Source organism: Amycolatopsis sp. PS_44_ISF1 (genome assembly GCF_032335455.1).
Lineage (GTDB): Bacteria > Actinomycetota > Actinomycetes > Mycobacteriales > Pseudonocardiaceae > Amycolatopsis.
In genome coordinates this window covers 237,178-261,035 of the sequence record NZ_JANUXO010000002.1, presented here as the reverse complement: position 1 = coordinate 261,035, position 23,858 = coordinate 237,178, and the positions used below count along the sequence as shown (strand labels likewise).

The 23,858-nt window shown below is 71.8% G+C and carries 19 protein-coding genes; 11 read left to right on the top strand and 8 right to left on the bottom strand.

The features are described from left to right. Nucleotides 1–138 precede the first annotated feature (138 nt). From NYF13_RS15975 to NYF13_RS15960, 4 genes are all read left to right on the top strand, one after another. Nucleotides 139–2,082: a family 20 glycosylhydrolase gene (locus NYF13_RS15975; protein WP_315657664.1), complete on the top strand. Its 1,944-nt coding sequence runs from the start codon at nucleotides 139–141 to the stop codon at nucleotides 2,080–2,082. Between the two features lie 174 nt (nucleotides 2,083–2,256). Continuing rightward, nucleotides 2,257–2,778 carry a PadR family transcriptional regulator gene (locus NYF13_RS15970; RefSeq protein WP_315657662.1) on the top strand — a complete coding sequence of 174 codons (522 nt, stop codon included), beginning with the start codon at nucleotides 2,257–2,259 and terminating at the stop codon, nucleotides 2,776–2,778. Next, a complete protein-coding gene (locus NYF13_RS15965) occupies nucleotides 2,778–3,467 on the top strand; it encodes an ABC transporter ATP-binding protein (RefSeq protein WP_315657661.1) in 690 nt (229 codons plus the stop codon). The genes NYF13_RS15970 and NYF13_RS15965 overlap by 1 nt, the downstream gene beginning before the upstream one ends. Beyond that, the gene (locus NYF13_RS15960) at nucleotides 3,467–5,758 is read left to right on the top strand and encodes an FtsX-like permease family protein (protein ID WP_315657660.1); all 2,292 of its coding nucleotides are present in this window, start codon (nucleotides 3,467–3,469) and stop codon (nucleotides 5,756–5,758) included. Before NYF13_RS15965 ends, NYF13_RS15960 begins: the two co-directional genes overlap by 1 nt. A gap of 103 nt (nucleotides 5,759–5,861) precedes the next feature. Here NYF13_RS15960 and NYF13_RS15955 read toward each other — a convergent pair whose 3' ends face one another. Together NYF13_RS15955 and NYF13_RS15950 are read right to left on the bottom strand one after the other, a co-directional pair. Then, nucleotides 5,862–6,626 carry a DUF3472 domain-containing protein gene (locus NYF13_RS15955; protein WP_315657657.1) on the bottom strand — a complete coding sequence of 255 codons (765 nt, stop codon included), beginning with the start codon at nucleotides 6,624–6,626 and terminating at the stop codon, nucleotides 5,862–5,864. A gap of 65 nt (nucleotides 6,627–6,691) precedes the next feature. After that, entirely contained in the window at nucleotides 6,692–9,766 is a 3,075-nt protein-coding gene (locus tag NYF13_RS15950; RefSeq protein ID WP_315657656.1) for an alpha-N-acetylglucosaminidase, read from the bottom strand. Nucleotides 9,767–10,012: 246 nt separating this feature from the next. On the opposite strand from NYF13_RS15950, the gene NYF13_RS15945 reads away from it, so the two are divergent. Then, entirely contained in the window at nucleotides 10,013–10,228 is a 216-nt protein-coding gene (locus tag NYF13_RS15945) for a hypothetical protein (protein ID WP_315657654.1), read from the top strand. A 175-nt stretch (nucleotides 10,229–10,403) separates the two neighbouring features. After that, on the top strand, nucleotides 10,404–12,002 hold the full coding sequence (locus NYF13_RS15940; RefSeq protein ID WP_315657651.1) for an alkaline phosphatase D family protein: 1,599 nt from the start codon (nucleotides 10,404–10,406) through the stop codon (nucleotides 12,000–12,002). A 385-nt stretch (nucleotides 12,003–12,387) separates the two neighbouring features. Here the strand turns inward: NYF13_RS15940 and NYF13_RS15935 are convergent, their stop codons facing one another. The 6 genes from NYF13_RS15935 to NYF13_RS15910 form a co-directional block, all read right to left on the bottom strand. Further along, complete coding sequence (locus NYF13_RS15935) at nucleotides 12,388–13,089, bottom strand: type 1 glutamine amidotransferase domain-containing protein (RefSeq protein ID WP_315657649.1); 702 nt, start codon at nucleotides 13,087–13,089, stop codon at nucleotides 12,388–12,390. Beyond that, nucleotides 13,086–14,108, bottom strand: a complete 1,023-nt coding sequence (locus NYF13_RS15930; RefSeq protein WP_315657647.1) for a cupin domain-containing protein — start codon at nucleotides 14,106–14,108, stop codon at nucleotides 13,086–13,088. The genes NYF13_RS15935 and NYF13_RS15930 overlap by 4 nt, the downstream gene beginning before the upstream one ends. Beyond that, nucleotides 14,074–15,591 (bottom strand): pyridoxal-dependent decarboxylase, encoded by a 1,518-nt coding sequence (locus tag NYF13_RS15925; RefSeq protein ID WP_315657645.1) that lies wholly within the window; start codon nucleotides 15,589–15,591, stop codon nucleotides 14,074–14,076. The genes NYF13_RS15930 and NYF13_RS15925 overlap by 35 nt, the downstream gene beginning before the upstream one ends. Continuing rightward, nucleotides 15,584–15,895 carry a hypothetical protein gene (locus tag NYF13_RS15920; RefSeq protein ID WP_315657643.1) on the bottom strand — a complete coding sequence of 104 codons (312 nt, stop codon included), beginning with the start codon at nucleotides 15,893–15,895 and terminating at the stop codon, nucleotides 15,584–15,586. The genes NYF13_RS15925 and NYF13_RS15920 overlap by 8 nt, the downstream gene beginning before the upstream one ends. A gap of 4 nt (nucleotides 15,896–15,899) precedes the next feature. Continuing rightward, complete coding sequence (locus tag NYF13_RS15915; protein ID WP_315657641.1) at nucleotides 15,900–16,715, bottom strand: hypothetical protein; 816 nt, start codon at nucleotides 16,713–16,715, stop codon at nucleotides 15,900–15,902. Nucleotides 16,716–16,940: 225 nt separating this feature from the next. Further along, nucleotides 16,941–17,897, bottom strand: coding sequence for a DMT family transporter (locus tag NYF13_RS15910; RefSeq protein ID WP_315657639.1), 957 nt, complete (start codon nucleotides 17,895–17,897; stop codon nucleotides 16,941–16,943). 73 nt (nucleotides 17,898–17,970) lie between these two features. On the opposite strand from NYF13_RS15910, the gene NYF13_RS15905 reads away from it, so the two are divergent. From NYF13_RS15905 to NYF13_RS15885, 5 genes are all read left to right on the top strand, one after another. Continuing rightward, nucleotides 17,971–18,861, top strand: a complete 891-nt coding sequence (locus NYF13_RS15905) for a LysR family transcriptional regulator (protein ID WP_315657636.1) — start codon at nucleotides 17,971–17,973, stop codon at nucleotides 18,859–18,861. 49 nt (nucleotides 18,862–18,910) lie between these two features. Further along, a complete protein-coding gene (locus tag NYF13_RS15900) occupies nucleotides 18,911–21,202 on the top strand; it encodes an ATP-binding cassette domain-containing protein (RefSeq protein WP_315657634.1) in 2,292 nt (763 codons plus the stop codon). Continuing rightward, nucleotides 21,199–21,552 (top strand): hypothetical protein, encoded by a 354-nt coding sequence (locus tag NYF13_RS15895; protein WP_315657633.1) that lies wholly within the window; start codon nucleotides 21,199–21,201, stop codon nucleotides 21,550–21,552. The genes NYF13_RS15900 and NYF13_RS15895 overlap by 4 nt, the downstream gene beginning before the upstream one ends. Before the next feature lie 115 nt (nucleotides 21,553–21,667). Next, the gene (locus tag NYF13_RS15890) at nucleotides 21,668–22,216 is read left to right on the top strand and encodes a hypothetical protein (protein ID WP_315657630.1); all 549 of its coding nucleotides are present in this window, start codon (nucleotides 21,668–21,670) and stop codon (nucleotides 22,214–22,216) included. A 194-nt stretch (nucleotides 22,217–22,410) separates the two neighbouring features. Beyond that, on the top strand, nucleotides 22,411–23,490 hold the full coding sequence (locus tag NYF13_RS15885; protein WP_315657629.1) for a glycosyl hydrolase: 1,080 nt from the start codon (nucleotides 22,411–22,413) through the stop codon (nucleotides 23,488–23,490). Nucleotides 23,491–23,858 lie beyond the last annotated feature (368 nt).

Here is a 23,858-nt window from a genome sequence, read left to right as displayed (position 1 = left end):
GCCTGATCGGCAACCACGGATCGATCCTGCTCGAAGATGATCCAAAACCACAGATTCCCATCATCTATTGACATTTATCCTGCAAGTGAGGTGCACTGGAGTGGTCTGGACCACACCCCACCGAGCTCGGGAGCCGCCATGACGCCGCTGCGCCAGCTGTTCAGATCCGCGACCGTCGTCCTCCTCGCCGGCGCGGTGGGGGTCCTCACCGGGGTCGTCGCCCCTGCGGCCGAGGCGGCCGGCGTCGCGCCGAAGACCATTCCGGCCCTGCGGAACTGGACCGGGAGCAGCGGCAGCTTCACCTTCACCGCCGGCACCCGCATCGTGCGCAACACCGCCGATGCGGCAGCGCTCGCCGGTGACAGCGCCACCTTCGCCGAAGACCTCGGCGCGTTGAGCGGACACGCTCCCCGCCAAGTGACCGGGACGGCCGCGTCCGCGCACCCCGGAGATATCTTCCTTTCACTGGGCAGCACCGACCACGACCTCGGATCCGAGGGCTACGCCCTGGCCATCACCGACCGGATCAACATCACCGCCCGCACCGAAGGCGGGGTGTTCGAAGGCACCCGGACCGTGCTGCAACTGCTGCACCAAAGTTTCGCCGTGCCGCGGGGCCGGGCCCGCGACTGGCCCAGCTACCCCGAACGCGGACTGATGGTCGACGCCGGGCGCAAGTACTTCACCCCCGCCTGGCTGGCCGCCGAGGTCAAGGAACTGGCCTACCTCAAGCTGAACGTGCTGCACCTGCACCTGTCCGACAACCTCGGCTTCCGCATCGAAAGCAGCAGGCACCCCGAGATCGTCTCCCCCGACCACCTGACCAAGCAGCAGGTCACCGCGCTGATCGCCCTGGCCGCCCGCTACCACATCACGGTTATCCCGGAGATCGACATGCCCGGTCACCTGGACACCGTGCTGGCCGCGCACCCCGATCTGAAGCTGACCGGCCGCGACGGCACCGTCAACAACGGCTTCATCGACCTCTCCAACGCCGCCGCCTACCCGCTGCTGAAGGACCTCATCACCGAGTACCTGCCGCTGTTCCCCGCGCCCTACTGGCACATCGGCGCCGACGAGTACATCACCGACTACGCCAACTACCCCCAGCTCCTGACCTACGCCCGCGCCCACTACGGCGCGAACGCCACCGCCAAGGACACCTACTACGGCTTCGTCAACTGGGCCGACGACATCGTCCGCGCCGGCGGCAAAACCACCCGCATGTGGAACGACGGCATCCGTTCCGGCGACGGCACCATCACCCCGGACCGGGACATCACCGTCGAATTCTGGTACGACTACGGCCTTTCCCCGCAACAGCTCGTCGACGCCGGGCACACCGTCGCCAACGACAGCTACTCCCCCACCTACTACGTGCTCGGCGGACCGAAGCCGGACACCACCTGGGGCTACGAAAGCTGGACGCCCAACACCTTCCAGGGCGGCCAGACCCTCACCGACCCCAGCCGCAACCGCGGCTCGCTGATCCACGTGTGGGCCGACAACCCCGCCGCCGAAACCGAAACCCAGATCGCCGCCGGACTTCGCGACCCGCTGCGGATGCTGGCCCAGCAGGTGTGGGGCTCGCCCAAGCTCGTGCCCACCTGGTCCGCGTTCACCGGCGTGATCGGGGCGGTCGGGCACAACCCGGACTGGCCGGTCACCGCCCAGCCCGGGAACCTCGCCTTCGGCCGGCCCACCACCGCCTCCAGCACCGAGACCGCCGCGTTCCCGGCCACCGACGCCACCGACGGCGACTACGGCACCCGCTGGTCCAGCGCCCACACCGACGACGAATGGATCCAGGTCGACCTCGGCCGCCCCCGCCCCGTCGACCGCGTCAAGCTGTCCTGGGAAGCCGCCTACGGCACCGGCTACGAAATCCAGACCTCCACCGACGGCACCGCCTGGACCACCGTCTACCGCACCACCACCGGCGACGGCGGCACCGACGAGGTCACCGGCCTGTCCGCCACCGCACGCTACGTGCGCCTGCAGGGCACCGCCCGCGCCACCGGCTACGGCTACTCCCTGTACGAGATGGAGGTCTACTCAACGGCCACTTCCGGCGCCGCCTGAACGGTCACCGGCGAAGCCCGGGACGACCTCGCTGCCGCTTCCGGGCCCGGCCCGGAAGCGGCAACCGGCGCTGGCTCCGGCCGCCGCTACTACGCCGGTGTATACACACACGGTATACGCGTCGGGTATAGTCCTCTTCACGCCCGGAATCCCGGGATCGAGGAGGGACCACGGATGTCGGTTTCACAGACCTTGCTCGCGTTGCTCGAACCGGGCCCGCGACACGGTTACGACCTGAAACGAACGTACGACCAGCGGTTCGGGCAGGGCCGCCCGCTCGGCTACGGCCAGGTTTACGCCACGTTGTCGCGGCTGCTGCGCAACGGCCTGGTCGAGGTGGCGGGGGTCGAGAGCGGCGAGGGGCCGGAGCGCAAGCGCTACACCATCACCGACGCGGGGATCACCGACGTCGACCGGTGGCTGCGCACTCCGGAGGACCCGCAGCCCTACCTGCAGAACTCGCTCTACACGAAAGTGGTGCTCGCGCTGCTGTCCGGACGCAGCGCCTCCGCCGTGCTCGACGGGCAGCGCAGCGAGCACCTGAACGTCATGCGTTCGCTCACCCGGCGCAAGAACCAGGGCGACCTCGCCGATCAGCTCGTCTGCGACCACGCGCTGTTCCACCTCGAGGCGGACCTGCGGTGGCTGGAGCTCACCGCCGCGCGCCTCGGCGAACTCGAGAAGGCGGTGCGCTGATGACCGAGCCGGGAACGCCGTTGCTCGCGGGCGACGGGATCCACAAGTCGTTCGGTCCGACGAAGGCGCTCGACGGGGCCGCGCTGTCGGTCTCGGCGGGGGAAGTGCTCGCGATCATGGGCTCGTCCGGGTCGGGCAAATCGACGTTGCTGCACTGCCTCGCCGGCATCGTCCGGCCGGACGCGGGCACCATCACCTACTCCGGCACCGACCTCGCCGGGCTGGACGACCGGAGACGCAGTGCGCTGCGGCGCACCGAATTCGGGTTCGTCTTCCAGTTCGGGCAGCTCGTGCCCGAACTGTCCTGCCTGGAGAACGTCGCCCTCCCGCTCCGGCTGACCGGGTCCAAGCGGAAGCAGGCCGAAGCCGAGGCGACCGCGTGGCTCGCCCGGCTGGAGGTCGACGGGCTGGCCCGGCGCCGGCCCGGGGACGTGTCGGGCGGGCAGGCCCAGCGGGTCGCGGTGGCGCGGGCGCTGGTGACCCGGCCGAAGGTGGTCTTCGCGGACGAGCCGACCGGCGCGCTCGATTCGCTCAACGGCGAGAAGGTCATGCGGCTGCTCACCACCGCGGCGCGGGAAACGCACGCCGCGGTGGTGCTGGTGACCCACGAGCCGCGGGTGGCGGCCTACTCCGACCGCGAGATCGTGGTGCGGGACGGGCGCACGGTCGACCGGGAGCTGGTCGCGTGATGCGGGATCTGACGCTGGGGCTCCGGCTGGCCGTCGGGGGCGGCCGGATGTCCGGCGCGGCGCTGCTGCGCCTGGTGATGACCGCGTTCGGGATCGCGCTCGCGGTCACCGTGCTGCTGTCCGCGGCGGCGGCCCGGCACGTGGCCGATGCGCAGGCCGAACGCGCGGCGGCGCTCCATCCGGTCACCGAGCCGCGCGCGGGCACCGACCCGCTGCTGACCCACGACTGGTATCTCGCCGTCGACGACGACTTCGTCACGGTGACCGCGGTCGCGGCGACCGGTCCGGGTTCGCCGCTGCCCCCGGGCCTGGACCGGCTGCCCGCGCCCGGTGAGCTCGTCGTCTCGCCGGAGCTGGCCGCGAAGCTGACTGAGGCCGGCGGCGCTTCGATGCAGGCCCAGCTACCCGGGCACGTCGTCGGCCGGCTTTCGCAGGACGGGGTGGCCTCCGCCGGTGACCTGCGCGCGTACTACGGAGCGCCCGCCGTGCAGATCCAGGCCGAAGGCGACGCGAACTCCGCGGTCTACGCGTTCGGCCGGCCCTACACCGGACTCGGGCTGCCGGCGGCCACGCTGGCCCTGATCGTGCCGATCGTGGCGGTGCTGCTGCTGCCCTTGCTGATCTTCGTGACCACCGCGTCACGGATGGGCGCGGCGCAGCGGGAACGCCGGCTCGCCGCACTGCGGTTGCTCGGCCTCGGCTCCCGGCAGGTCAAGCGGGTCGCCGCGGCCGAGTCACTGGCCGGGGCGGTGATCGGGCTCGCGGCCGGCATCGCGTTCTTCGCGGTGCTGCGCCCGATCATCGGCGACCACCTGCCCCTCGGCCTGCGGGTCTTCCCGGCGGACTTCGTTCCGTCGTGGCCGCCGGTCGCGGTGATCGTCCTGCTGGTGCCCGGGCTCGCGGTCGGTTCGGCGCTGTTCGGGCTGCGCCGCACGATCGTGGAACCGCTCGGCGTGGTCCGCCGGGGCAAGCCGGTGCGGCGGCGGATGGGGTGGCGCTGGACGCTCACCGCGATCGGCGCGCTGCTCCTGGCCGCCACCCTGCCCCTCGACCGGGGGGCGGGCGAAATCGTCAGCGGGACGGCGCTCGCGACCGGTAGCGTGCTCCTGCTCGTGGGCGTGACGGCGCTGCTCCCGTGGCTGGTCGAGCGGCTCGTGCAGCGGCTGCACAGCGGTCCGCCGTCCTGGCAGCTCGCGATCCGGCGGCTGCAACTGGACAGCGGCACCGCCAGCCGCGTGGTGTCCGGACTGGTCGTGGTGCTGGCCGGGACGATCCTGGTCCAAGGCGTGCTCACCTCACTCGGCGGCGCCGACCGGCCGCAGGGGTCCCCCCGCGGGGTGGCGGGGGCCCCGGTGCGGGTGGCGACGAACACGGCGCACGAAGCCGAAGCCGCCGAACTGGCCGGGTCGGCGCCCGGAGTCACCGGAACGCACCCGGCCCGCTTCCTTTCCATCCGCTCCGGGACCGAGACGAGCTCCGGCACGGTCGGCGATTGCGTGGCGCTCGAGACCGTCGCCGACCTCGGCGACTGCGCCGACGGTGACGTCTTCTACCTCGCGTCGTCGCCGAGCGCTTCGGCCCCGACCGGCCCGGTGCAGTTGCAGAGCCCCCTGTACTACGACCACGCGCAAGGTCCACAGTGGACTATCCCGGGCCCGGTGAAGTCCGTCCGGTCGGACGACCCGGCCCGCTCGACCGACAGCACGCTGCTGATCACGCCGGGCGCGCTCGGCGGTCTCGCCCTGCCGGAATCCTCGGTCGAGGTCTACGTGTCGGGTACCGGGGACCCGCAAGCGCTGGCCGACAACGTCGCGCGGGCGGTCAAACCGCTCACGTGGAACGCCACGACGGCCCGAACCGACTACCTCGACGGCTTCCGCCTCCGCGACCGGCAGATGATGGATCGGTTCCGCGCGGTGCTGATCACCGCGTCGCTGTTCGTGTTCGCGGTGGCCGCGATGAGCCTGCTGATGCTGTCGATCGAGCAGATCAGCGAACGACGGCGGCCGCTCGCCGCGCTCTCCGCGGCCGGCGTGCCGATCGGGGTACTGGCCCGCGGATCGCTGTGGCAGACCGCGATCCCGGTCGTGGTCGGCGTCGGGCTGGCGGTCGCGGCGGGACTCGGGCTGACTGCGCCGATCCTGCGGCTGGCCGACCGGCCCGTCCTGATCGACGTGCCGGTGCTGCTGGTGCTGGCGGGCGCCACGGTGGCCACGGTCCTGCTGGTGACCGGGCTGAGCGTACCGTTGCTGCGTCAGGCGACCCGGCTGGACGCACTGCGCACGGAATGACCCGGCCCACGGAATGACCCGGCCGGCGCACCGGCGCCTTGCGCCGCGCGGGCAGGACGGCGGTGGCGGCCGTTTCCGCGGAAACGGCCGCCACCGCCTCGGCTCACCGGCCCGTGGTGACCCGCAGACCACCGCTGACCGCGGTGTAGGTCACCGGGGTGAGGCCCTTGCAGGTTCCGTAGGCTTCGCCCGCGGTGCTGGTTCCCGGTCCGGCGTCGGACGAGCTGACGTCGCCGAACACCGCCGCGCCGAGCGGGACGGCTTGGCAGCTCGAAGCGGCGGCGTAGTACTCGACGAAACCGTTCCCGCTGGCCTGCAGCGATCCCCAGGAACCGGGCACGGACCAGGACCCGATGTGCGTGCGTGCGCCCGTGCTCGCGTTCAGCACCGTACCCGCCCAAGTGGTGCCCGAGGTGTGGTCCACGAGCAGGCGGTAGGTCTGGCCCTTGGTGTAGGCCAGGGAGACCGCGCAGCTCACGCCCGCCCCGCCGTCGGCCCCGTCGGAGCACTGCGCATCGGTGGTGGTGGGGCCGGAGCCGAAGACGGAGAACAGGAACCGGCCGCCTCCGCCCGGCTGGACGCCGGTGTAGCCGAGTTCTCCGTTGGCGAAGTAGAACTGCTGGGCCCAGTAGTACGGAGTCCGGCCGCTGTCCTGCTCGACGGTGAAGGGGAAGGACAGGTGGTTCACCGCCCCCGAGGAACCGGAATCGTCCAGCTGCCAGTCGACGCCGGCGAGCCCTCCGGGGGTCAAGCCGGCGCCGGGGCTCGGCGTAGCGGCCGCCGGGCCCGGGCTGCCGATCGCGGCCAGGGCCACGGCCGCGGCCAGGACGAACCGGACCTTGAGCCGCTTTCCGTGCTTCGTCTTCATCGGACCACCACTCCTTCGAGGATGACTTCGCCTGTTCTCGGTCACTTACCGGTTGCGACGGCCGATCACCGGCTCGGGGCGATCGCCCAGTGGCTGAAGGTCGCGGTGAAGCGATCCGACGCGCCCGAATTGGCGGCCGAGGCGAAGACGCCAGCGTCCGGCGTGGGGGTCGTGCCGGCCGGCGCGGCGGTGCCGACGGTGGTCCAGTTCGTGCCGTCGGAGCTGCACTGACCGGTGAACGAGGTGCCGTGCCGGATGAGGCGCAGCCACACCGGCGCGGTCACCCCGGAAACGTCGCGGTGGGTGTCCAGCGCTCCGGTGGCGGTCGCCGCCCAGCTCAGGACGCAGCCGTTCCCGGGGGTCACGGCCAGGTTCACCAGGCCCGCGGGGGCCGGCCCGGACAGGTCCGCGCCGACCAGGAGTCCGGCGCGGGCCCACGGGCGGGCGCCCGCGCTGTCGATCGAAGCCACGCGGACGGTCAAGGCGGTGCCGTCCGCGAACGTGCCCGGCTGGTAGATCGCACCGTACTGCCGGACCTCGCCCCACAGGTCGGCGCCGGAGGTGTCGATGGCCAGCTCGTCCCCGGCTGCGGCGAAGGCGGCGTCACCGGTGTTCGCCAGGTGCCACGGCAACGCGGGCCGGTGGCCGGACACCAGGTTCAGGGTCGCGGTGGCGTCGGCGGCGGTGACCGTGACGGCGGTTCTGATCGGGGTGGCGGTCTTCAGCCGGACCGTCCAGCGGACGGTGGCCTCGGCGCCCGGCGCCAAGCGGCCCGGGCGGGTGGGGGTGTCGGCGGTCGCGGTCAGACCGGCGGGCACGGTGATGCCCACGGTCCCGGCGTCCGTGCCCGGGGCCAGCGCGTTCAGATTGCGGATCTTCGCGGTGACGGTCACCGGGGTGTCCGGGGTGACCACACCACCCTGGGCCGTCACCGACACGGCCAGCGTGGACGAACCGGTGCGCAGTTCGCCGGCCACCCGGCGGGCGATGGCGACGGTGTCGCCGCGCGGCCGCGTCGGAAAGGCGTGTGGGGCGGTGCTCCACGCCGAACCGTAGGCGTACCAGTCGATCGGCGCCGGCGCGGTGCCGGTGCGCAGGGCGGTCTCCAGGCTGGCGAAGTACTTCTGCCAGCGGCCGGCGTAGTAGTCGCCGACCAGGCCCTGCCACTCGCGGTTGGCGTAGTCGCCGAGGCCCGCGTCGAACCCGGGCCGCGAACCCCAGACCGTGTCGATCCCCAGCAGGTCCGCGCACAGGGTGGCCGCCTCCGCCGGGCTGTGCGCCGCGGCGGTGGCCTCGGCCAGGCGCGGCCCGAGCAGGAAGGCGGCGTTGCTGCCGGCGAGGTCGTCGAGATCGGCCAGCAGGCGCATCCACTGGTTCGCCAGCGCGCGGAACCCGGGCAGGTCGTGTGCCCGGTAGGCGGCGTCGAGCTTCGGCAGCAGCACGCGGCCGCGGTTGTCGACGACCTGGCGGGCGACGTCGAGGAGGTCGTAGGCGTAAGCCTCGGGCTGGCGAGCGGAACCGGCCGCGGCGAGCAGTTGCGGCAGTGCGGCTTCGAACGCCACCGGGTCGTAACGGACGTAGCCCGGCGACCATTCGGCGGCATTGGTGGCGGTCAAGCTCGGCTCCGCGGCGAACAGCCCGTCCTGGGCTTCGCTCCATCCGTCCGCGGGCATGGCGTAGGCCGTGGCGGCCAGCGTGCGCCAGGCCGGGGCGGCCGCGCTGGTGCCGTACCGGCCGAGGGCGTAGTCGCCGAGCCAGTCGCCCAGGCCGAAAGCGCTCGCGTGCCACGGGAGCTCGGCCAGCAGTTCGAAGGCCGCGGGGTTGTTGTCGAACCCTTCCGGCATGACCGCGATCCCGTTCATCGCCGACCCCGGCTTGGCCCGCTGGGTGAAGTAGCGGCCCGGCCACACCCCCAGGTTCGCCCCGAGGGTGGTGTGCCCGCCGAAGTCGTAGATGGACCCGAAGGCGTAGGGCACCCCGCCCCAGTCCGCGTCCCGGTGCCAGTCCGGGTAGCGGTCGGACAGGCCGTCGACGATGAACATCCGGTCCTTGTGCCGGACCCCGGAGAGCAGGGCCGGTGCCGGGTTGCTCTGCCAGCCGAGGATGGCCCAGGTGGCGCCCTCGTGCGCGGTCTGCAACGCCGTTTCGATCGCCGTGGCCGCGGCGGGCACGCTCACGTTCCCCGGGTTTCCCCCCTCGTGCAGAGGATCCATCTTGTACATGGTGGACGGTCCGAGCACCGCGTCGCTGATGCGGTAGTAGTCCGCGGCGATCGCGGCGAAGTCCGGCGTGGTCGGGTCCAGCCAGCCCGGCCGCCGGTAGCCGACCCAGGTGCCTTGCGGCACGACGTTCGCGCCGGGATCACGGGTGCCGAAGTCGGCCGGAACGGTGCCGAAGTAGCCCGGCAGCACCGGCGTCATACCCAGCTCCCGGACCCGGTCGGTGATCCGGCGGCCCAGGCGGGCCCGGTCGTCGATCAGCTTCTGGGTCAGCGGCGCCTGGTCGCTGGACAGGTTCTGCAGCAGCCACCACGGCTGGTGCGCCGGCTGCGGGATCCACGCCCGCAGCTGCGCCGCCGAATAGCCGTGCGCGGTGAACAGCCGCTCGTAGACCGCTTCCACCCCCGGCGTCACGTAGACCTCGTTGATGCCGTGCAGGGCCAGGACGTCGAGGCGGTGCTGCCACTGGTCCCAGGAGACATACGGGTCGGTGTAGCCGTCGTTGGTGTCGTTGAGCGCGAAGCGGTTCGACGCGTTCGCGGACTGGGTGATCGGAGCGCGCGGCGCCGGCAGCCGTCCCGGCAGCCGGGGTGTGCCGGTGCCCAGGTTGACGTCCGCGTGGGCGACGTACTTCAGGTACCAGCCCGCCCCCATCAGCAGCGCGCTGCGCGTGTTCGCCCGGACCTGCACCGCACCCGCCCGGCCCGAGATCGTGAAGCTCTCCGCGCCGCGGCCCGGCACCATCGCGAGGTGGAGCTGACCGGCGGCTCGTGCGCCGATCGTGCGCGTCAGCACCGCCGTCGCCGCCGCGTCGCCCGCGTCCGCCCGCGCCGGGACCACCGGCACGGCCAGCACGGCCAGCACGGACAGCACCACGGCGGCCACCACCACCAACCCGGACCAGGACCTTCGCACACCCATGCCGATCACTCCATCCGGAGAAGTGGTTCAGACCACGGAGAGTATCGAGGTGGACAGTACCGAGATGACTAAAAATGCGCAATAGTCGGCTTTTCGATCACTTTCGATCATTTACGCTGTGCGTAATCCGGTCGGCCCGCAAACCGCTCCCCCCACCCGCCAAGGCCCGCCGATTGATCGACGGCGCGTTCGGGTAGCTGGCAGTGTCGGGAAGCGACGGGCCCGGCGATGAGGGGGATGTGGGGGATGGTTACGACCAAACGGGGTGGGGGCTCCCTGCCGGCGAAGGTGGCGCTGATCCTCGCGGTGATGTGGGTGCTCATCGGGGGCGGCTGGCTCTATCTCGGACTCGGCAGCGGGCCGATGACCGGGAAGAGCTGGCTCGACGTCGGGATCGGCGTGTTCTTCATCCTGAGCAGCGGCTACCACTGGGTCTTGTTCCTGCGGCGGCGCCGTTCCTGAAGTTCGCCCGGTGTCGGGCCGGGTCGGGCTGGAGGCCGACCTCGCTGGACCGAGCCGGTCGCCGAGCCCGGCCGCCGGACCGGCCCGATTGACCCGCTCGGGTGACGGGATGCGAGCATTCTCCCGATTCTTCGGGCGAGTTCTGGGAGGCAACTGTGCGAGACGGCGGCGTCGAGTGACCGAACTGCTCCTCGGTCCGCTGCTCCGGCACGTCGACGCGACCTCGGCCACCATCTGGGTGGAGACCGGGCAGGCCTGCGAGGTCGAAATCCTGGGCCGCACCACTCCGACGTTCGAGGTCGCCGGGCACTTCTACGCGCTGGTCGTGCTCACCGGGCTGGAACCCGGATCGAGCATCCTCTACCAGGTCCGCCTCGACGGTGAGCCGCACTGGCCACCGGCGGGCAGCACGCTGCCGGCGAGCCGGATCCGGACCCTGGCCCAGGGCGGCGAGTTCCGGCTGGTGTTCGGTTCCTGCCGCAAGGCGCGCGAAGAGGACGCCGCCGGACCCGACGCGCTGATCGCCTACGCCCGCCGCATGACCACCCTCGACGAGCGGGAGTGGCCCGAGTCCCTGCTCCTGCTCGGCGACCAGGTCTACGCCGACGAGACGACTGCCCAGACGCAGGAGTGGATCGCCCGGCGCCGCGACGTCGAGCAGGGCCCCGGCGCCGAGGTCGCCGACTTCGAGGAGTACACCCACCTCTACCGGGAGACCTGGAGCACCCCGCTGCTGCGCTGGTTCATGTCCACCGTGCCCACCTCGATGATCTTCGACGACCACGACGTCTGCGACGACTGGAACACCTCCCGGTCCTGGCGCGAGGACATGGCGCGCACCCCGTGGTGGCCGGAGCGGATCCGCGGCGGGCTGGTGTCGTACTGGGTCTACCAGCACCTCGGCAACCTGGGGCCGGCCGAACTCGCCGAAGACGCGCTGTTCGCCGAGGTCACCACCTCGGGGCGGGACAACGAGAGCCTGCTGCGGGATTTCGCGGACCGCGCCGACGCCGAGGCCGACGGCGCCAAGGGCACCCGCTGGTCCTACCGCCGCGACTTCGGACCGGTGCGGCTGCTGGTGATCGATTCCCGCGCCGGGCGCATCCTGGCCGGCCCGGTCCGGTCGATGGTCGGCGAGGCGGAGTTCGCCTGGATCTCCGACCAGGCCGAGGGCGACTACGAACACCTGCTGATCGGCACGACGCTGCCCTGGCTGATGCCGACCGCCCTGTCCCACCTGCAGTCGATCAACGAACGGGCCTGCGATCGCGGCGGGCGGCGCGGCCGGTTCGCCGAATGGCTCCGGCGGGCGCTGGACCTGGAGCACTGGCCCGCCTTCCGGGCTTCCTTCGATCAGCTCGCCGGCCTGATCCGCGAGGTCGCCGACCGCGGTTCCCGGTCGGTCAGCGTGCTCTCCGGCGACGTGCACCACGCCTACGCCGCCCGTGCGCGCTACCCGGACCAGCCCGCCGCGCCGGTGCACCAGCTCGTGTGCTCCCCGCTGCACAACTCGGTCCCCCGGATCATGACCCTGGTCTTCCGCGCCGGGTGGTGGGCGCCGCTGGCCGCGCTTTCGCGCTGGTGGGCCCGGCGCGCGGGCCTGACCCTGCTGCCGGTGGCCTGGGACCGCATCGCCGGTCCCTTCTTCGGCAACGCGGTGATGACCATCGACGTCGACGGGGAGACCGCCTCGGCCACCCTCGAACAGTCCCGCGAGACGGGACTGGTGGCGATGGAACCGTTCACCCTGTCCACGCCCACGCGCGAGGACTAGGAAGACGGCCCGGATCACCACCACGCCGGGGACGGGCTTGCGCACCTCTCCCCCACCTGCGCCGTGGCCGATGCTCACGATCCGGCAAGCGAGGAACCCGCCCCCGGGCGACGCGGTAGAGGTACCCCGAGTACTCCACCACCCAGTTGATACCGGTCATCCCCAGCAGCGCGGCACCGACGACCAAGGCGGTACCGAGCAGCGCCAGGCCGACCGCCACCACGACGATCCCCGCCGACCGATATTCCTGACTTCCAGCGGACAATACAAGCGACGCTACGGGAAACTTCGGCGCTTTCGAGGGAAGGGCTGATCGCGCAGGAGTCCTCCGGGCACCGTCGAGGCGGGCACGGGAACCCGTGCCCGCCTCGGCGGCCGATCGGAACTAGCCGAGCTGCTCGATCAACGCAAGGGCCACCTGGTCGGCCGATGCGGGGTTCTGTCCCGTGATCAGCTTGGGGTGCTCCAGGACGTGCTCCGCCCACGGGGGTCCGCTGCGGTACTCACCGCCGGCCCCGGTGAGCGCGGCCTGCAGCGTCCAGGCCAGCTTCCCGGCCATCCCCACCGTGTCCTCTTCGGCGTCGGAGAAACCCGTCAGCGCCTGCCCGGCGAAGGGCCAGCGGTGGCCGGGTTCGTGCAACGACAACAGGGCCGCTGTGCCGTGGCACACGGTCGCGATCGGACGGCCGCCGTCCAGCGCCGCACCGAGCAGGGTCTTGACCGCGGGGTGGGTGTGCAGTTGCGCCAGCGGGGCATAGCCCCCGGGGACGTAGAGACCGTCCACGGTGGACACATCGAGCTCGTCCGCGCGCCGGGGAGCCCCGAGTTCGCGGGCGTGCCGGTCCAGGAAGTCGCTCAAGCGGCTGCACTCTTCGGGGCTCAACGAAGCCGTTTCCGGCACCAGGCTGGCCTTTTCCACCGGCGCCGGCGCTCCATCCGGAGTGGTGACGACCACTTCGGCGCCGTGCTCGGTGAACCGCCGCCACGGTCCCACGACCTCCTCGGCCCAGAACCCGCACGGCCGGCTGGTCCCGTCGGCCAGGAGCAAGGCCTCCGCGGACGCCAGCAGGATGGCGATCCTGGTCATCTGTTCTCCTCGGTCTCGGTTCGATGGAGCCCGGCGCCCCGCATCAGCGGGGTTTCGTCGTAGGCGAACACCACCGCCGGTTCGGCCCCGGCGTTGCCGAGCGACCACCACGCCCACGAAGGCACCGCGACCGTGTCACCGCGCCGCGCGGCGAACGTCGTCTCCCCGACCACGACCGTCACCGCGCCGGCCGCCACGATCAGCACCGCGGCCCCGGTGTGCCGGCGGGCGGGGGTGGTCGTCCCGGGTTCGACGGCGAGGAAGCGCGCCGCCACCGTCGGGCTGAGGTCCGGTGCGCCGTGCGGGCCGCCCAGCCGCAGTTCGGCCCAGCCGCGGCCCGCCGCGCCGAGATCGGCCAGCGCGGCGCGCACGTGCTGCCACCGGTGCAGCAGTGTCCCCGCTTCATGGCCTTCCACGGCGGGCAGCACCGGCGCGGGGTCCCCGGTACCGGCCGGGGCGAGGTGGCTGCGCACCGGGAAGAGCTCGAAGTGGCTGGCGGCCAGCGCGGTGACCAGGGGATCGTCCGTGCAGTCCTGCCAGACGACCGGACCGCGGCCACCGTTGCCGTGCTCGTGCCACTTCAGCGCCGGCGTCAGCACCACGTCACCGGGACCGACCGGCATGCGCTCCCCGTCGACCGCGGTCCAGCCCCCGTCGCTTTCGTGGACGAAGCGCACCGCGGTGGGGGAATGCCGGTGGCTGTGCATGTCCTCCCCCGGCACGAGCACCTGCAGACCCGAGTACAGGTGCCCGGCCGTCGCTTCCAGCTCGGGGTGGCCCGAGTTGAGCAGGGTCAGCACCCGCAGCGCCCCGGCCTCGCCCCGGACGAAGCCGGTGGCTTCGAGCGCGAGTGCGCGCAGGGTGCGGTAGTCCCAGTGCTGCGGCGTGGAACGGGGTTCAGGCCGCCACGGCAGGTTCTCGTTCGCCGAGGACCAGCGTCCGACCACGCCCGCGTGGGCGGCCCGCCGCTGGTAACCGGCGACGTCAACCGAGGACGGGTTCGCGGTCGTGACTTCCACTGCCGACTCCTTCCAGCACGTTCTGCTCCGCTCGCCGGATCGATTCCCACAGGGACTCGACGTGCCGGTGGGCGGTGTGGATGTTGCCGATGGACACGCGCAGCGCGTAGCGCCCGCCGTACCGCGTGTGGGAAATGGCGCTCGTCCCCTCGGCGTTGACCAGCCGCTGCACCTGCTCCGCGACCCGGTCGCTCCGCTCGGGCCCCAGCCCGGGGTCGTCGTAGACCAGCGTGACCAACGGCAGCGGAGAACGGTGCGCGAGCCGCCAGTGCGGGTGCTCGGCCACCTTCTCGATGAGCGTTTCCGCCAGGTGCACGGCGAACCGCAAGCGGCTGCGCAGCCCCGCCCGGCCGAAGGACTGCAGCACCCACCACACCTTCAGCGCCCGGAACTGACGGCCCAGCTGCAGCGAGTAGTTCATGTGGTCGAGCCGGTCCTCGTCGGTCGCGGTCCTCAGGTACTCCGGCACCAGGGAAAAGGTCTCCCGCAGCGCGCCCGGGTGGCGGACGAACAGCGCGGACGCCTCCATCGGGCAGAACAGGACCTTGTGCGGGTTGGCCACCACCGAGTCGGCCCCGGCCAGGGAGGGGAGCACTTCGGCGATTTCCGGCACGATGCGCCAGAAGCCGCCGTAGGCCGCGTCCACGTGGAGCCAGAGCCCCTCTTCGCGGCACACCTCGGTGATCTCCTCGACCGGGTCGACGGCGGCCACGTTGGTCGTGCCGAAGTTCGCCACCACCGCCAGCGGGAGGAAGCCGCGGGAGCGGTCCGCGCGGATGGCCCGGCGCAACCGGGACGGGGACAGGATCCCGTCGTCCGCGGGCAGTTGCACCACGTTGTGCGTGCCGATGCCCAGCGCGATCGCGGCCTTGCCGATCGAGCTGTGCGTCTGGTCGGTGCAGTAGACGCGCAGCCGGGGGCCGCCCGCCGCTCCCTCCTCCCGCCAGTTGTGGGTGTCCAGGCGCTGCCGGGCGGCGCACAGGGCGTAGCAGGTGGCCAGCGAGGCGCCGTCGACCAGGATCGAATCCGCGTCCGGCCAGGGCAGCCCGCACAGGTCCGCGAGCCAGCCGAGCGTCTGGCGTTCGACCGCCGCGGCGGCGGGAGCGGATTCCCACACCATCACGTTCACGTTGAACGCGGCGGTGAACAGCTCCCCCAGCATCGCCGGCCCGGAGGAGCTGTTGCTGAAGTAGGCGTGGTGACCCGGGTGGTTCCACTGCGTGAGCCCGGGGACCACGTCACGCCAGGTCCGGTCGAGCAGGGCCCCGAATCCGGTCGCCTGCTCGGGCAGCGGGCCGAGGAACGGCGCCGAGATCCGGTCCTCGGACAGGTCCACCGGCCGGACGCGTTGCGCGTCGAGGGAACCGAAGTGCGCCGACAGGCGGTCGAGCAGGGCGATTCCCTCGTCGTGCAGCTTCCCGGGGGACCAGTCCCCGAGGCCGGCCGCGGGTTCCCCGGTGGGGTCCTCGGTGGGGTCATACATCGACCGGCAACTCCTCGGCGTACTCGACCTCGCGGTCCGCGGCGCAGTACTGCGCGACGAAGTCGGTCAGCAGGGGCTCTTCGGAGCTCAGCAGGCGCTCGTGGTCCTCGCGGTTGTCCCAGGCGTAGATCATCATGACCCGGCTGGGGTCCCCACCGAGCTGGAAGAACCGGGCGTGGCCGGCCCAGCCCGGGCTGTCGTGCGCGTTGTCCTCCAGCAGATCGTCCATTTTCTGCATCAGGGAGAACGCCTCGCCGGTGAACTCCCGCTTCAGGCGCCAGTGCTCGATCACGGTAATGGCCATGGATTCATCGTCCTTTCTTTTCGGTGAAATGCTGCTGGAGCAGTGATGAACCGCCGGGGACGAACTTCTCGCAAATCAGCTTGTGCTCCCGCCGGTTCCTCGATTGGGCTTTCCACAGCGCCCGGGCCGTTCTGGCCGTCTCGGCCGGCATGCCCCGCTCCGCGGCGCGTCCGCGCAACCGGGGTTTCAGGGTGGCGAGGCGGTCCAGCAGCACCTCGTGCTCGCGGTTGAACACCCCGGAGAATCCCGGCGGCATCCACGGTGGCTCCATGGTCGGGCGCACGGCCGCCTCGTAGGCCGTGGCGGGGAAACCGGCTGCGTAGTGCATGGTCGCGGTGGCGGCGTCGTAGAGGGCGGTCAGCTCCCCCAGCAGGAGGCGCACGGCGATCCAGTCGGAATCGCCGAGCGCGTCGCCCAAGCCGTCGGTGTGCGAGTTCATCAGGGACAGCATGTGGTGGAACAGGTGATGACCGAGCTTCCACCGCCGTGCCGCGGTCCCGTCCCCCGGCGGCTCCGCCGGACCGGCCGGTACCGCCGCGCCGCCACCGGCCCGCACCGCACCGCCGGCCAGCAGCAGCCGGCTCACGCCGCCGAGCAGGTCGGCCTGCAGGTCCTCGTCCAGCTCCGCGGCCGGCAGGTCGTCGATCACCAGGCGGGCGACCCGCTGGGCCCCCGACCACCAGGCGACGGGGTCGTCGGTGCGATCGATGCGGAAGTAGTCGTCGTAATGCCGCACATCGGCGGTCGCCGAAATAGGTGCGCGCGCGTCGTTGCGGAGCGCGATAATGTCGATCGGATCGGCTTTCGTCTCCGGATTCAAGGTCGTAGCTCTTCCCAGTCGGTTTGTTTCCGATGAGCTGCAACGCCAGTACATCAGCGGCAGTTTCGCGCAGCTACCGCCAAAAGGCTCAAGAACAACCGATCGCCGACCACCGGAATTCCAAACATAATAAATATGGTATGTGACCCGGATAACAGCGAAAAATTGCGCCGAAAACGGCCCACCGCGAGGTGGGCCGTGAAGGGAAGGGCGTCCGCGTGGCGCTCAGCCGCGGCGGGGCCGCGACCACACGCGGTTGGCCACGGCGACCGAGGCGAGGACCAGGACCATCCCGCCCACCTCGAGCGCGGAGGGGACCTCGGCCAGCACGAGCAGGCTCAGCACGACGGTCGCGACCGGCTGGGTCAGCAGCAGCGCGGCGGTCTGGTTGGCCGGCAGCAACGGGGAACCGGAGTTGATCAGCAACCACGCCAGCACCTGACCCAGCACGGCGAGACCGATCATCGCCAGCCAGGAACCCGGTCCGATCGAGCCCAGATGGATCCCGCTGCTGAGCGGGGAAAGCGCGGCGGAGGTGGCCGCGGCGCTCGCGGTCGACACGGCCAGGGAGGTGGTGGTGCGCCCCGGCTCGGCCTTCCCCTGGCGCCGGGTCAGGTAGAGGTACAGCGCGTAGGCCGCGCCCGCCAGCACGCCGAACACGGTGCCGCGCACGGTGTTCGAGGCGGAACCGTGCTCCTCCAGAACCCCGCTGATCAACACGATGCCGGCCAGCATCACCGGGCAGGCCAGCACGAAGCGCCGGCTGGTGCGTTCGCGGTCGATCAGGAGTCCCAGCAGGGGCAGCACGATCACCTGGACGTTGATCAGAACGGTCGCGATCCCCGCCCCCACGTCGAAGATACTGCGCGTCCACATCACGTAGTCCGCGCCGAGGGCCACCCCGGCGATGAGCGCCACCACGACACCGCGGCGAGAAAGCGGACCCGAGCGGTGGTACTCGCGCCACGCCAGCGGAGCGAGCACGACCAGCGCGATGGCGCAGCGCAGGAACGCCGACGTGGCCGGGTCCACCGCCGCCACCTTGACCAGCACGGCCGAAGCGGACAGGCAGCCGGCGCCGGCCAGTACCCGCGTGGCGGGGCCCCAGGTGCGGGAACGCCGCTCGGTGCGCGGCCGGCCGCGTTCGTCGGGGGTCGTGCCGGGTCGGGTGTCGGTTGCCACGGGGTTAGTGTGGTCGGGTGATCGACAGCGAGTCCAGGTCGTATTCCTTCCGGGTACTGCTAAGCAGGAGTACATGAACAACTGGACGTGGGACCGGTTGCGGGTCTTCGACGCCGTCGCCCGGACCGGATCGGTCGTGGCGGCCGCGCGGAGCCTGCGCATGACCGGCCCGGCCGTGTCGCAGCACCTGCGCCGGCTGGAGGCGGAAGTGGGCGCCGTGCTGGTCGAACGGGCCGGCCGGGGCCTGCGGCTGACCGGCGCGGGGCACGTGCTCGCCGGGCACGCCCGGACGGTGGCGCGGGTGGTGGAGCACGCCGAACGCGAGCTCGCCGGCCGCACCGGTGAGCTGCACGGCACCGTGCGGGTCGGCGCCGTCTCCTCGGTCATCCGGGGTTTCCTGCTCCCGCGGGTGCGCGAGTTCACCGAAAACCACCCCCGGGTGCGGGTTTCGCTGTGCGACGGCGAAACCGTCGACCACCTGCGCGCGCTGCACGAGGACGCGCTCGACGTCGTGCTCGCCGAATCATGGCACGACCTGCCCTCGACGCTCGCGCGCGGAGCGGACATCACCCGGTTGCTCACCGAACGCGCCCGCCTGGTGCTGCCCGACGGGCACCGGCTGGCCCATCGCCCGACGGTGCCGTTTTCCGAGCTGACCGGCGAGATCTGGACCTCCTGCCCGCCGGGTTCCGACGCGCACGCGGCGCTGGCGCAGCTCGTGCGCCGGGCCGGAGCGGAGCTGCGGGTGGGGTTTCCGGTGGCGGACCACTCGACCCAGCTGGAGGTGGTGGCGAACGGGCTCGCCGTGGCCTGCGTCCCGGAACTCTCGCTGGCGGCGGCCCCGCCCGGAGTGCGGGTCGTCGACACCGATCCGGTCCCCCTGCGCAGCATCGAGCTCGTCACCCAGTCGGAGGTACTTCCGTTGGCGGTGAACGAATTCGTGGCCACGCTGACCGGAGTCTGAGGACGACGCCGGCGAGCCGGGCCGCCCGTCGCGCTCTAGGGTGGGCCCCATGCCTTCGAACACCATCAGCCTCCGGGGCGTGCGCACCCACAACCTCGCCGATGTGGACGTCGACATCCCGAAGCACCGGCTGGTGGCGGTCACCGGGGTGTCGGGGTCGGGCAAGTCGTCGCTGGCTTTCGCGACGCTCGCCGCGGAATCGCGGCGGCAGCTGTACTCGACGATGCCGGCGTTCGTGCGCAGCAAGCTCCCGCACGACCCGCAGCCCGAGGCGAGTTCGCTGCGGGGGCTGACCACCGTCGTCGTGGTGGACCAGCGCCCGCTCGGGACGAACTCGCGCTCGACCGTCGGCACCGCCACCGAGGTGTGGACGATGCTGCGGATGTTGTTCTCCCGCCTGGGGGAACCGTCGGCGGGCTACTCGCCGGCCTACTCGTTCAACGACCCGTCCGGGATGTGCCCGGTCTGCTCGGGCCTGGGCACGGTGACCGACATCGACGGCGAGCGCATGATCGACCGCGACCGCACGCTCAACGACGGCGCCATGGTCTTCCCGAGCTTCGCCGTCGACTCGTGGATCTGGAAGCGCTACGTCTACTCCGGATTCTTCGACAACGACCGGCCGCTGCGCGAGTGGCCCGAGGAGCTGGTGCAGTTCCTGCTGCACGGCCCGACGCAGCGGCCGCCGGACCCGCTCCCCCGCTTCCCCCGCAGCGCCAAGTACCAGTCGATGGTGCCGCGGATCCGGCGGCTGCTGATCGAGCGGGAGGCCAAACCGGGCCCGGCCGTGCGGGCCGCGCTCGCCGAGGTGACCCGGCAGCGCCCGTGCCCGGACTGCGGAGGCAGCAGGCTCGCCGCCGCGGCGCGCGAGAGCCGGGTGCACGGTGTGTCCATTGTGGATCTGGGCTACCGCGACGCGGCCGGTCTGCTCGAGTTCTGCGCCCGGGTGGACCACGCCTGGGCGCGGCCGCTGGTGGCCCAGCTGCGGCTGCGCCTGGAGTCGATGATCACCCTCGGGCTCGGCCACCTGCACTGCTACCGCGCGACGCCGACGCTCTCGGGCGGGGAGTCGCAGCGGCTCAAGCTCGTGCGCCACCTGGGATCGAGTCTCACCGACCTGACCTACGTGCTGGACGAGCCGACCGACGGGCTCCACCCGGCCGACGTCGCGTCCCTGGTCGACGTGCTGCGCCGGTTGCGCGAGCACGGCAACACCGTGCTCGTGGTCGACCACCACCAGGCCGTGGTGGAAGCCGCGGACCACGTGATCGACCTCGGGCCCGGGGCCGGCGAGGCCGGGGGCCGCGTGGTGTTCCACGGCTCACCCGCCGCGTTGCGGAAAGCGGACACGACCACCGCGCGGGCCTTGCGCACGGGCGTCCGGCTCAAGGACGGGCTGCGCGAACCGGACGGCTGGCTGCCCCTGCGCGGGCTCGACCGGCACACCCTCGCCGGGATCGACGTGGACGTGCCCACCGGGGTGCTTTCGGTGATCACCGGAGTCGCCGGATCGGGGAAGTCGACCCTGGCGCGGGAAATCATCGAGCGGCACCCGTGCTTCACCATGGTCGACCAGAGCCAGATCGTGGCGACCTCGCGCTCGACCGTGGGCACGTGGCTGGGCCTGGCCGATCCGGTCCAGCGCGCGTTCGCGGAGGCCAGCGGGCAGCCGCCGAAGCTGTTCAACCCGCGTTCGCAGGGCGGGTGCCCGTTCTGCCACGGCACGGGCGTGCGGCGGACCGACCTCGCGTTCCTGGAGGACGTGGACACCCCGTGCGAACACTGCGACGCCACCGGGTTCCGCGCCGAGGCCCGGGGGCCGAGGCTCGACGGGCGGACCGTGGCGGAAGTCCTCGACACCCCCGTCTCGGCGCTGACCCGCTACGTGCCGCACCCGGCGGTGGAGCGGCTCGCCGCGCTGCTGGAGGAACTGGGGCTGGGGCACCTGGCGTGCGGCCGCACGCTCGACACGCTCTCCGGTGGCGAACGCCAGCGCCTGAAACTGGCCCGCCAGCTCGATGCGACCGACGACGATCTGCTGGTCGACGAGCCCACGGCGGGCCTGCACCCCAGCGACACGACGCGGCTGGTCGCGCTGCTGGAGCGGCTCGTCGACCACGGCCGCACCGTGGTGGTCGTCGAGCACTCGCTGCACGTCGTGGCGGCGGCGGACTGGGTGGTCGACCTCGGCCCCGGCGCCGGCGAAGACGGCGGGCGGGTGCTCTACACCGGCACGCCGAAGGGGCTCGCGGAGTGCGACAGCCCGACCGGCCACTACTTCCGCACCGCACTGAAGACGGCCGCGAGCCGAATGCCCGCCGAAGAAGGGAAGGCCGGATGAGCAGACCACTCCTCGCGATGACCACGGCGTCCGCACGCGACAGCCTGCGGCAGGCCGTGGGACAACCGTGGCGTGAACCCGCCGAGATCGGGACGGCCCTGGCGAACATGTCGGCCTCGATCACGGCGATCGACCAGGTGCTCGCCGGTCTGGCCCTGCGCCTGCTGCAGCCGGGCACCGAAGTCGAGTCCGTCGACGGGCCGTTCCGCGGGGACACCCCCGCCGCGGCGGCCACGACCGGGCTCTGGCTGGCCCGGGCCGCCGGGTTGTCCTCGCAGTTGCGGGCTTGTCTGGACAACGCCCACATCGCGGCCGCGGGCCTCGCCGCCCCGACCGAGCGCAGCGGGTGACCCGGGCCGCCCGACCAGGACGAGGTCGTGACCACCGGCCCGCGGCGAACCTGGAATATTCCCGATCCGGTAGCTTCGGGTGCGGCGCCTGTCGCGCACCGTGAACAATCACCCCGTGCCCCCTTCCGCCCCGCACGACGACGTGCCGGCCGCGCTGACCCGGCTCGCCGAGACGCTGCCCACCCTCGACCCCGCCGCAACGGCGCACATCGTGCTGACCCTCTGGGAAGGCGTCGGACTCGCCCGCGCGTGCGGAGTCATCGCCGCCACCCAGGAACCCGCCGACCCCCCCGGACGCTGGACCCGCCGCCGGCGCAACGCCGAAACGGTCGAATACCTGCTCGCCCAGCAACTCACCCGCACCGCGGCCGCCAAGAACCACCAGCTGCAGCTCTACACCCCCCACCCCCACCCCCGCACCGGCCACCCCGACACCGCCATCACCGCGGTCCTCGCCTTCACCGACACAGCCGGCCCCGCCGCACAAGACGCCGCCGCCGCCGCAGACACCTGGGACGACCGCCGCAGCCTCTCCGCCTGCACCACCCTCACCACCGAACTGGCCGCCTGCTGGCGCGGACAACGCCCCGCCTACCAGCTCCGCCTCGACCCACCCGCCCCACCCTGGTGGACCGGCACCACCCCCGGACCCGAACCACGCTGACCCGGCCGGACCGGGTCGCACGGCTCGGCCGGCGAACACAATGAACACAATGCCGTCGGCCGTTGTGCTCGCCACCGGAAATCCGCACGATGTCGTCGAGTGACCTCCCGGTCACCAGCAGTGGCATCGGAGCCGGTGAGCCGCCACCCATCGTCCGAGCCGATCGCCCGAGGGCAGTGAGGAGCTGGACAGCGATGACAGTGTGGTGGAAGCGGCTGACCGCCGCGGTGACGGTGACCGTGGCGGCGACGGCCGGGCTCACCGGGCCGGCCGGCGCGGCGAGCGCGTCGAACATCCTCTACGGCGTGTTCCCGGGCTACACCAGCCCGGCGTCGATCGCGGGCTGGCTGGGCAAGACCCCGGCGGTGCAGGTGAACTTCCACAGCTTCAACCCCGACGACCTGAACGCCGCGCGCAGCGACCTCACCGGTGCCTGGAACAACGGCAGCGTCCCGCTGCTGACCTGGGAGCTGTACCTCAACTCCAACACCCACACCTCGACCAGCTCCATCGACGTGTCGATCACCCAGGGCAAGTACGACGGCTACATCGCCCAGTACGCCGACATGCTCCACACCTGGGCCGCCGGCGCGGACGGAAGATACGGCACCTCCGACGACCGGAAGCTGTACCTGCGCTTCGGTCACGAGATGAACGGCAACTGGTACCCGTGGTCGCGCAGCGACCGCCAGAGCCCGGCCGACTACGCCGCGGCCTGGCGCCGGGTGCACGACGCGTTCACCACCCACGGCCTGGACTCCGCGCACGTGCAGTGGATGTGGATCCCGATGAGCTGCGTCAGCATCAACGGCTGCGGTGGCGGCAACGCCGCGGACTACTACCCCGGTTCGTCCTATGTGGACTGGGCTGGGGTCGACGCCTACAACTGGGGCACGGCGCACTCCTCGGGCTGGCAGCAGCCCGGCACGATCCTGGACCAGGCGCTGCGGCAGGTCGCCGCGATCGCCCCGGGCAAACCCCTGGCCATCCCGGAAACCGGTTCGAGCAGCAGCGGTGGCGACAAGGTGCAGTGGATGCGCGACCTCGGCGGCTTCACCAGCTACTTCACCGCCCCCGGCGGTGAGCGGGTGAAGATGCTCGACTACTTCAACATCGACAAGGAAACCGACTGGGCCGTACTCGGCGGCAGCGGCGGTGACTCGACCTACCAGGGCATGAAGACCTACAGCACCTTCCGTGGCTTCATCGGCTCATCGAACTACGTCGGCGCTTCCGGGCACCTGACCGATGCCCAATTCCGCGGTCAGCTCTGACCGGAGGGCGGGTCGCCGCCCCACCTCGAGACCGTGGGAATGGCGAACCACCGGGGTTGTGTCGCGCAGTTCGCCGGGGTCGGCCCACCCGGCGAGAGGGTCACTGGAACAGCGGCGGCCGAAGGTGTGCCCCTGCAGGTCCAGAAGCAGGTTTTCCTTGCGGGGGAAGTAGTTGGTGACTGTGGACTTCGGCGGCCACGGCGGTCTCCGCGATCGTGACCGCCGCGAAACCGCGGTCGGCGAACAACCGGGTCGTCACGTCTGAGATGCGCCGACGGGCTTGGAGCTTCTTCCGCTCAGCGGCGGCGGTATCGGCTCCTGCCGTTCGCCGGGCCGACCGTGGTCGGAGCGGGGCACAGCCTGGCGTA

Bases quoted from the DNA above. Each gene is read 5' to 3' on its own strand.
- NYF13_RS15965 (WP_315657661.1), top strand. From the start codon at position 2,778: ATGACCGAGCCGGGAACGCCGTTGCTCGCGGGCGACGGGATCCACAAG.
- NYF13_RS15905 (WP_315657636.1), top strand. From the start codon at position 17,971: ATGAACAACTGGACGTGGGACCGGTTGCGGGTCTTCGACGCCGTCGCC.
- NYF13_RS15975 (WP_315657664.1), top strand. From the start codon at position 139: ATGACGCCGCTGCGCCAGCTGTTCAGATCCGCGACCGTCGTCCTCCTC.
- NYF13_RS15900 (WP_315657634.1), top strand. From the start codon at position 18,911: ATGCCTTCGAACACCATCAGCCTCCGGGGCGTGCGCACCCACAACCTC.
- NYF13_RS15960 (WP_315657660.1), top strand. From the start codon at position 3,467: ATGCGGGATCTGACGCTGGGGCTCCGGCTGGCCGTCGGGGGCGGCCGG.
- NYF13_RS15920 (WP_315657643.1), bottom strand. From the start codon at position 15,895: ATGGCCATTACCGTGATCGAGCACTGGCGCCTGAAGCGGGAGTTCACC.
- NYF13_RS15945 (WP_315657654.1), top strand. From the start codon at position 10,013: ATGGTTACGACCAAACGGGGTGGGGGCTCCCTGCCGGCGAAGGTGGCG.
- NYF13_RS15950 (WP_315657656.1), bottom strand. From the start codon at position 9,766: ATGGGTGTGCGAAGGTCCTGGTCCGGGTTGGTGGTGGTGGCCGCCGTG.
- NYF13_RS15970 (WP_315657662.1), top strand. From the start codon at position 2,257: ATGTCGGTTTCACAGACCTTGCTCGCGTTGCTCGAACCGGGCCCGCGA.
- NYF13_RS15885 (WP_315657629.1), top strand. From the start codon at position 22,411: ATGACAGTGTGGTGGAAGCGGCTGACCGCCGCGGTGACGGTGACCGTG.
- NYF13_RS15895 (WP_315657633.1), top strand. From the start codon at position 21,199: ATGAGCAGACCACTCCTCGCGATGACCACGGCGTCCGCACGCGACAGC.
- NYF13_RS15955 (WP_315657657.1), bottom strand. From the start codon at position 6,626: ATGAAGACGAAGCACGGAAAGCGGCTCAAGGTCCGGTTCGTCCTGGCC.
- NYF13_RS15925 (WP_315657645.1), bottom strand. From the start codon at position 15,591: ATGTATGACCCCACCGAGGACCCCACCGGGGAACCCGCGGCCGGCCTC.
- NYF13_RS15935 (WP_315657649.1), bottom strand. From the start codon at position 13,089: ATGACCAGGATCGCCATCCTGCTGGCGTCCGCGGAGGCCTTGCTCCTG.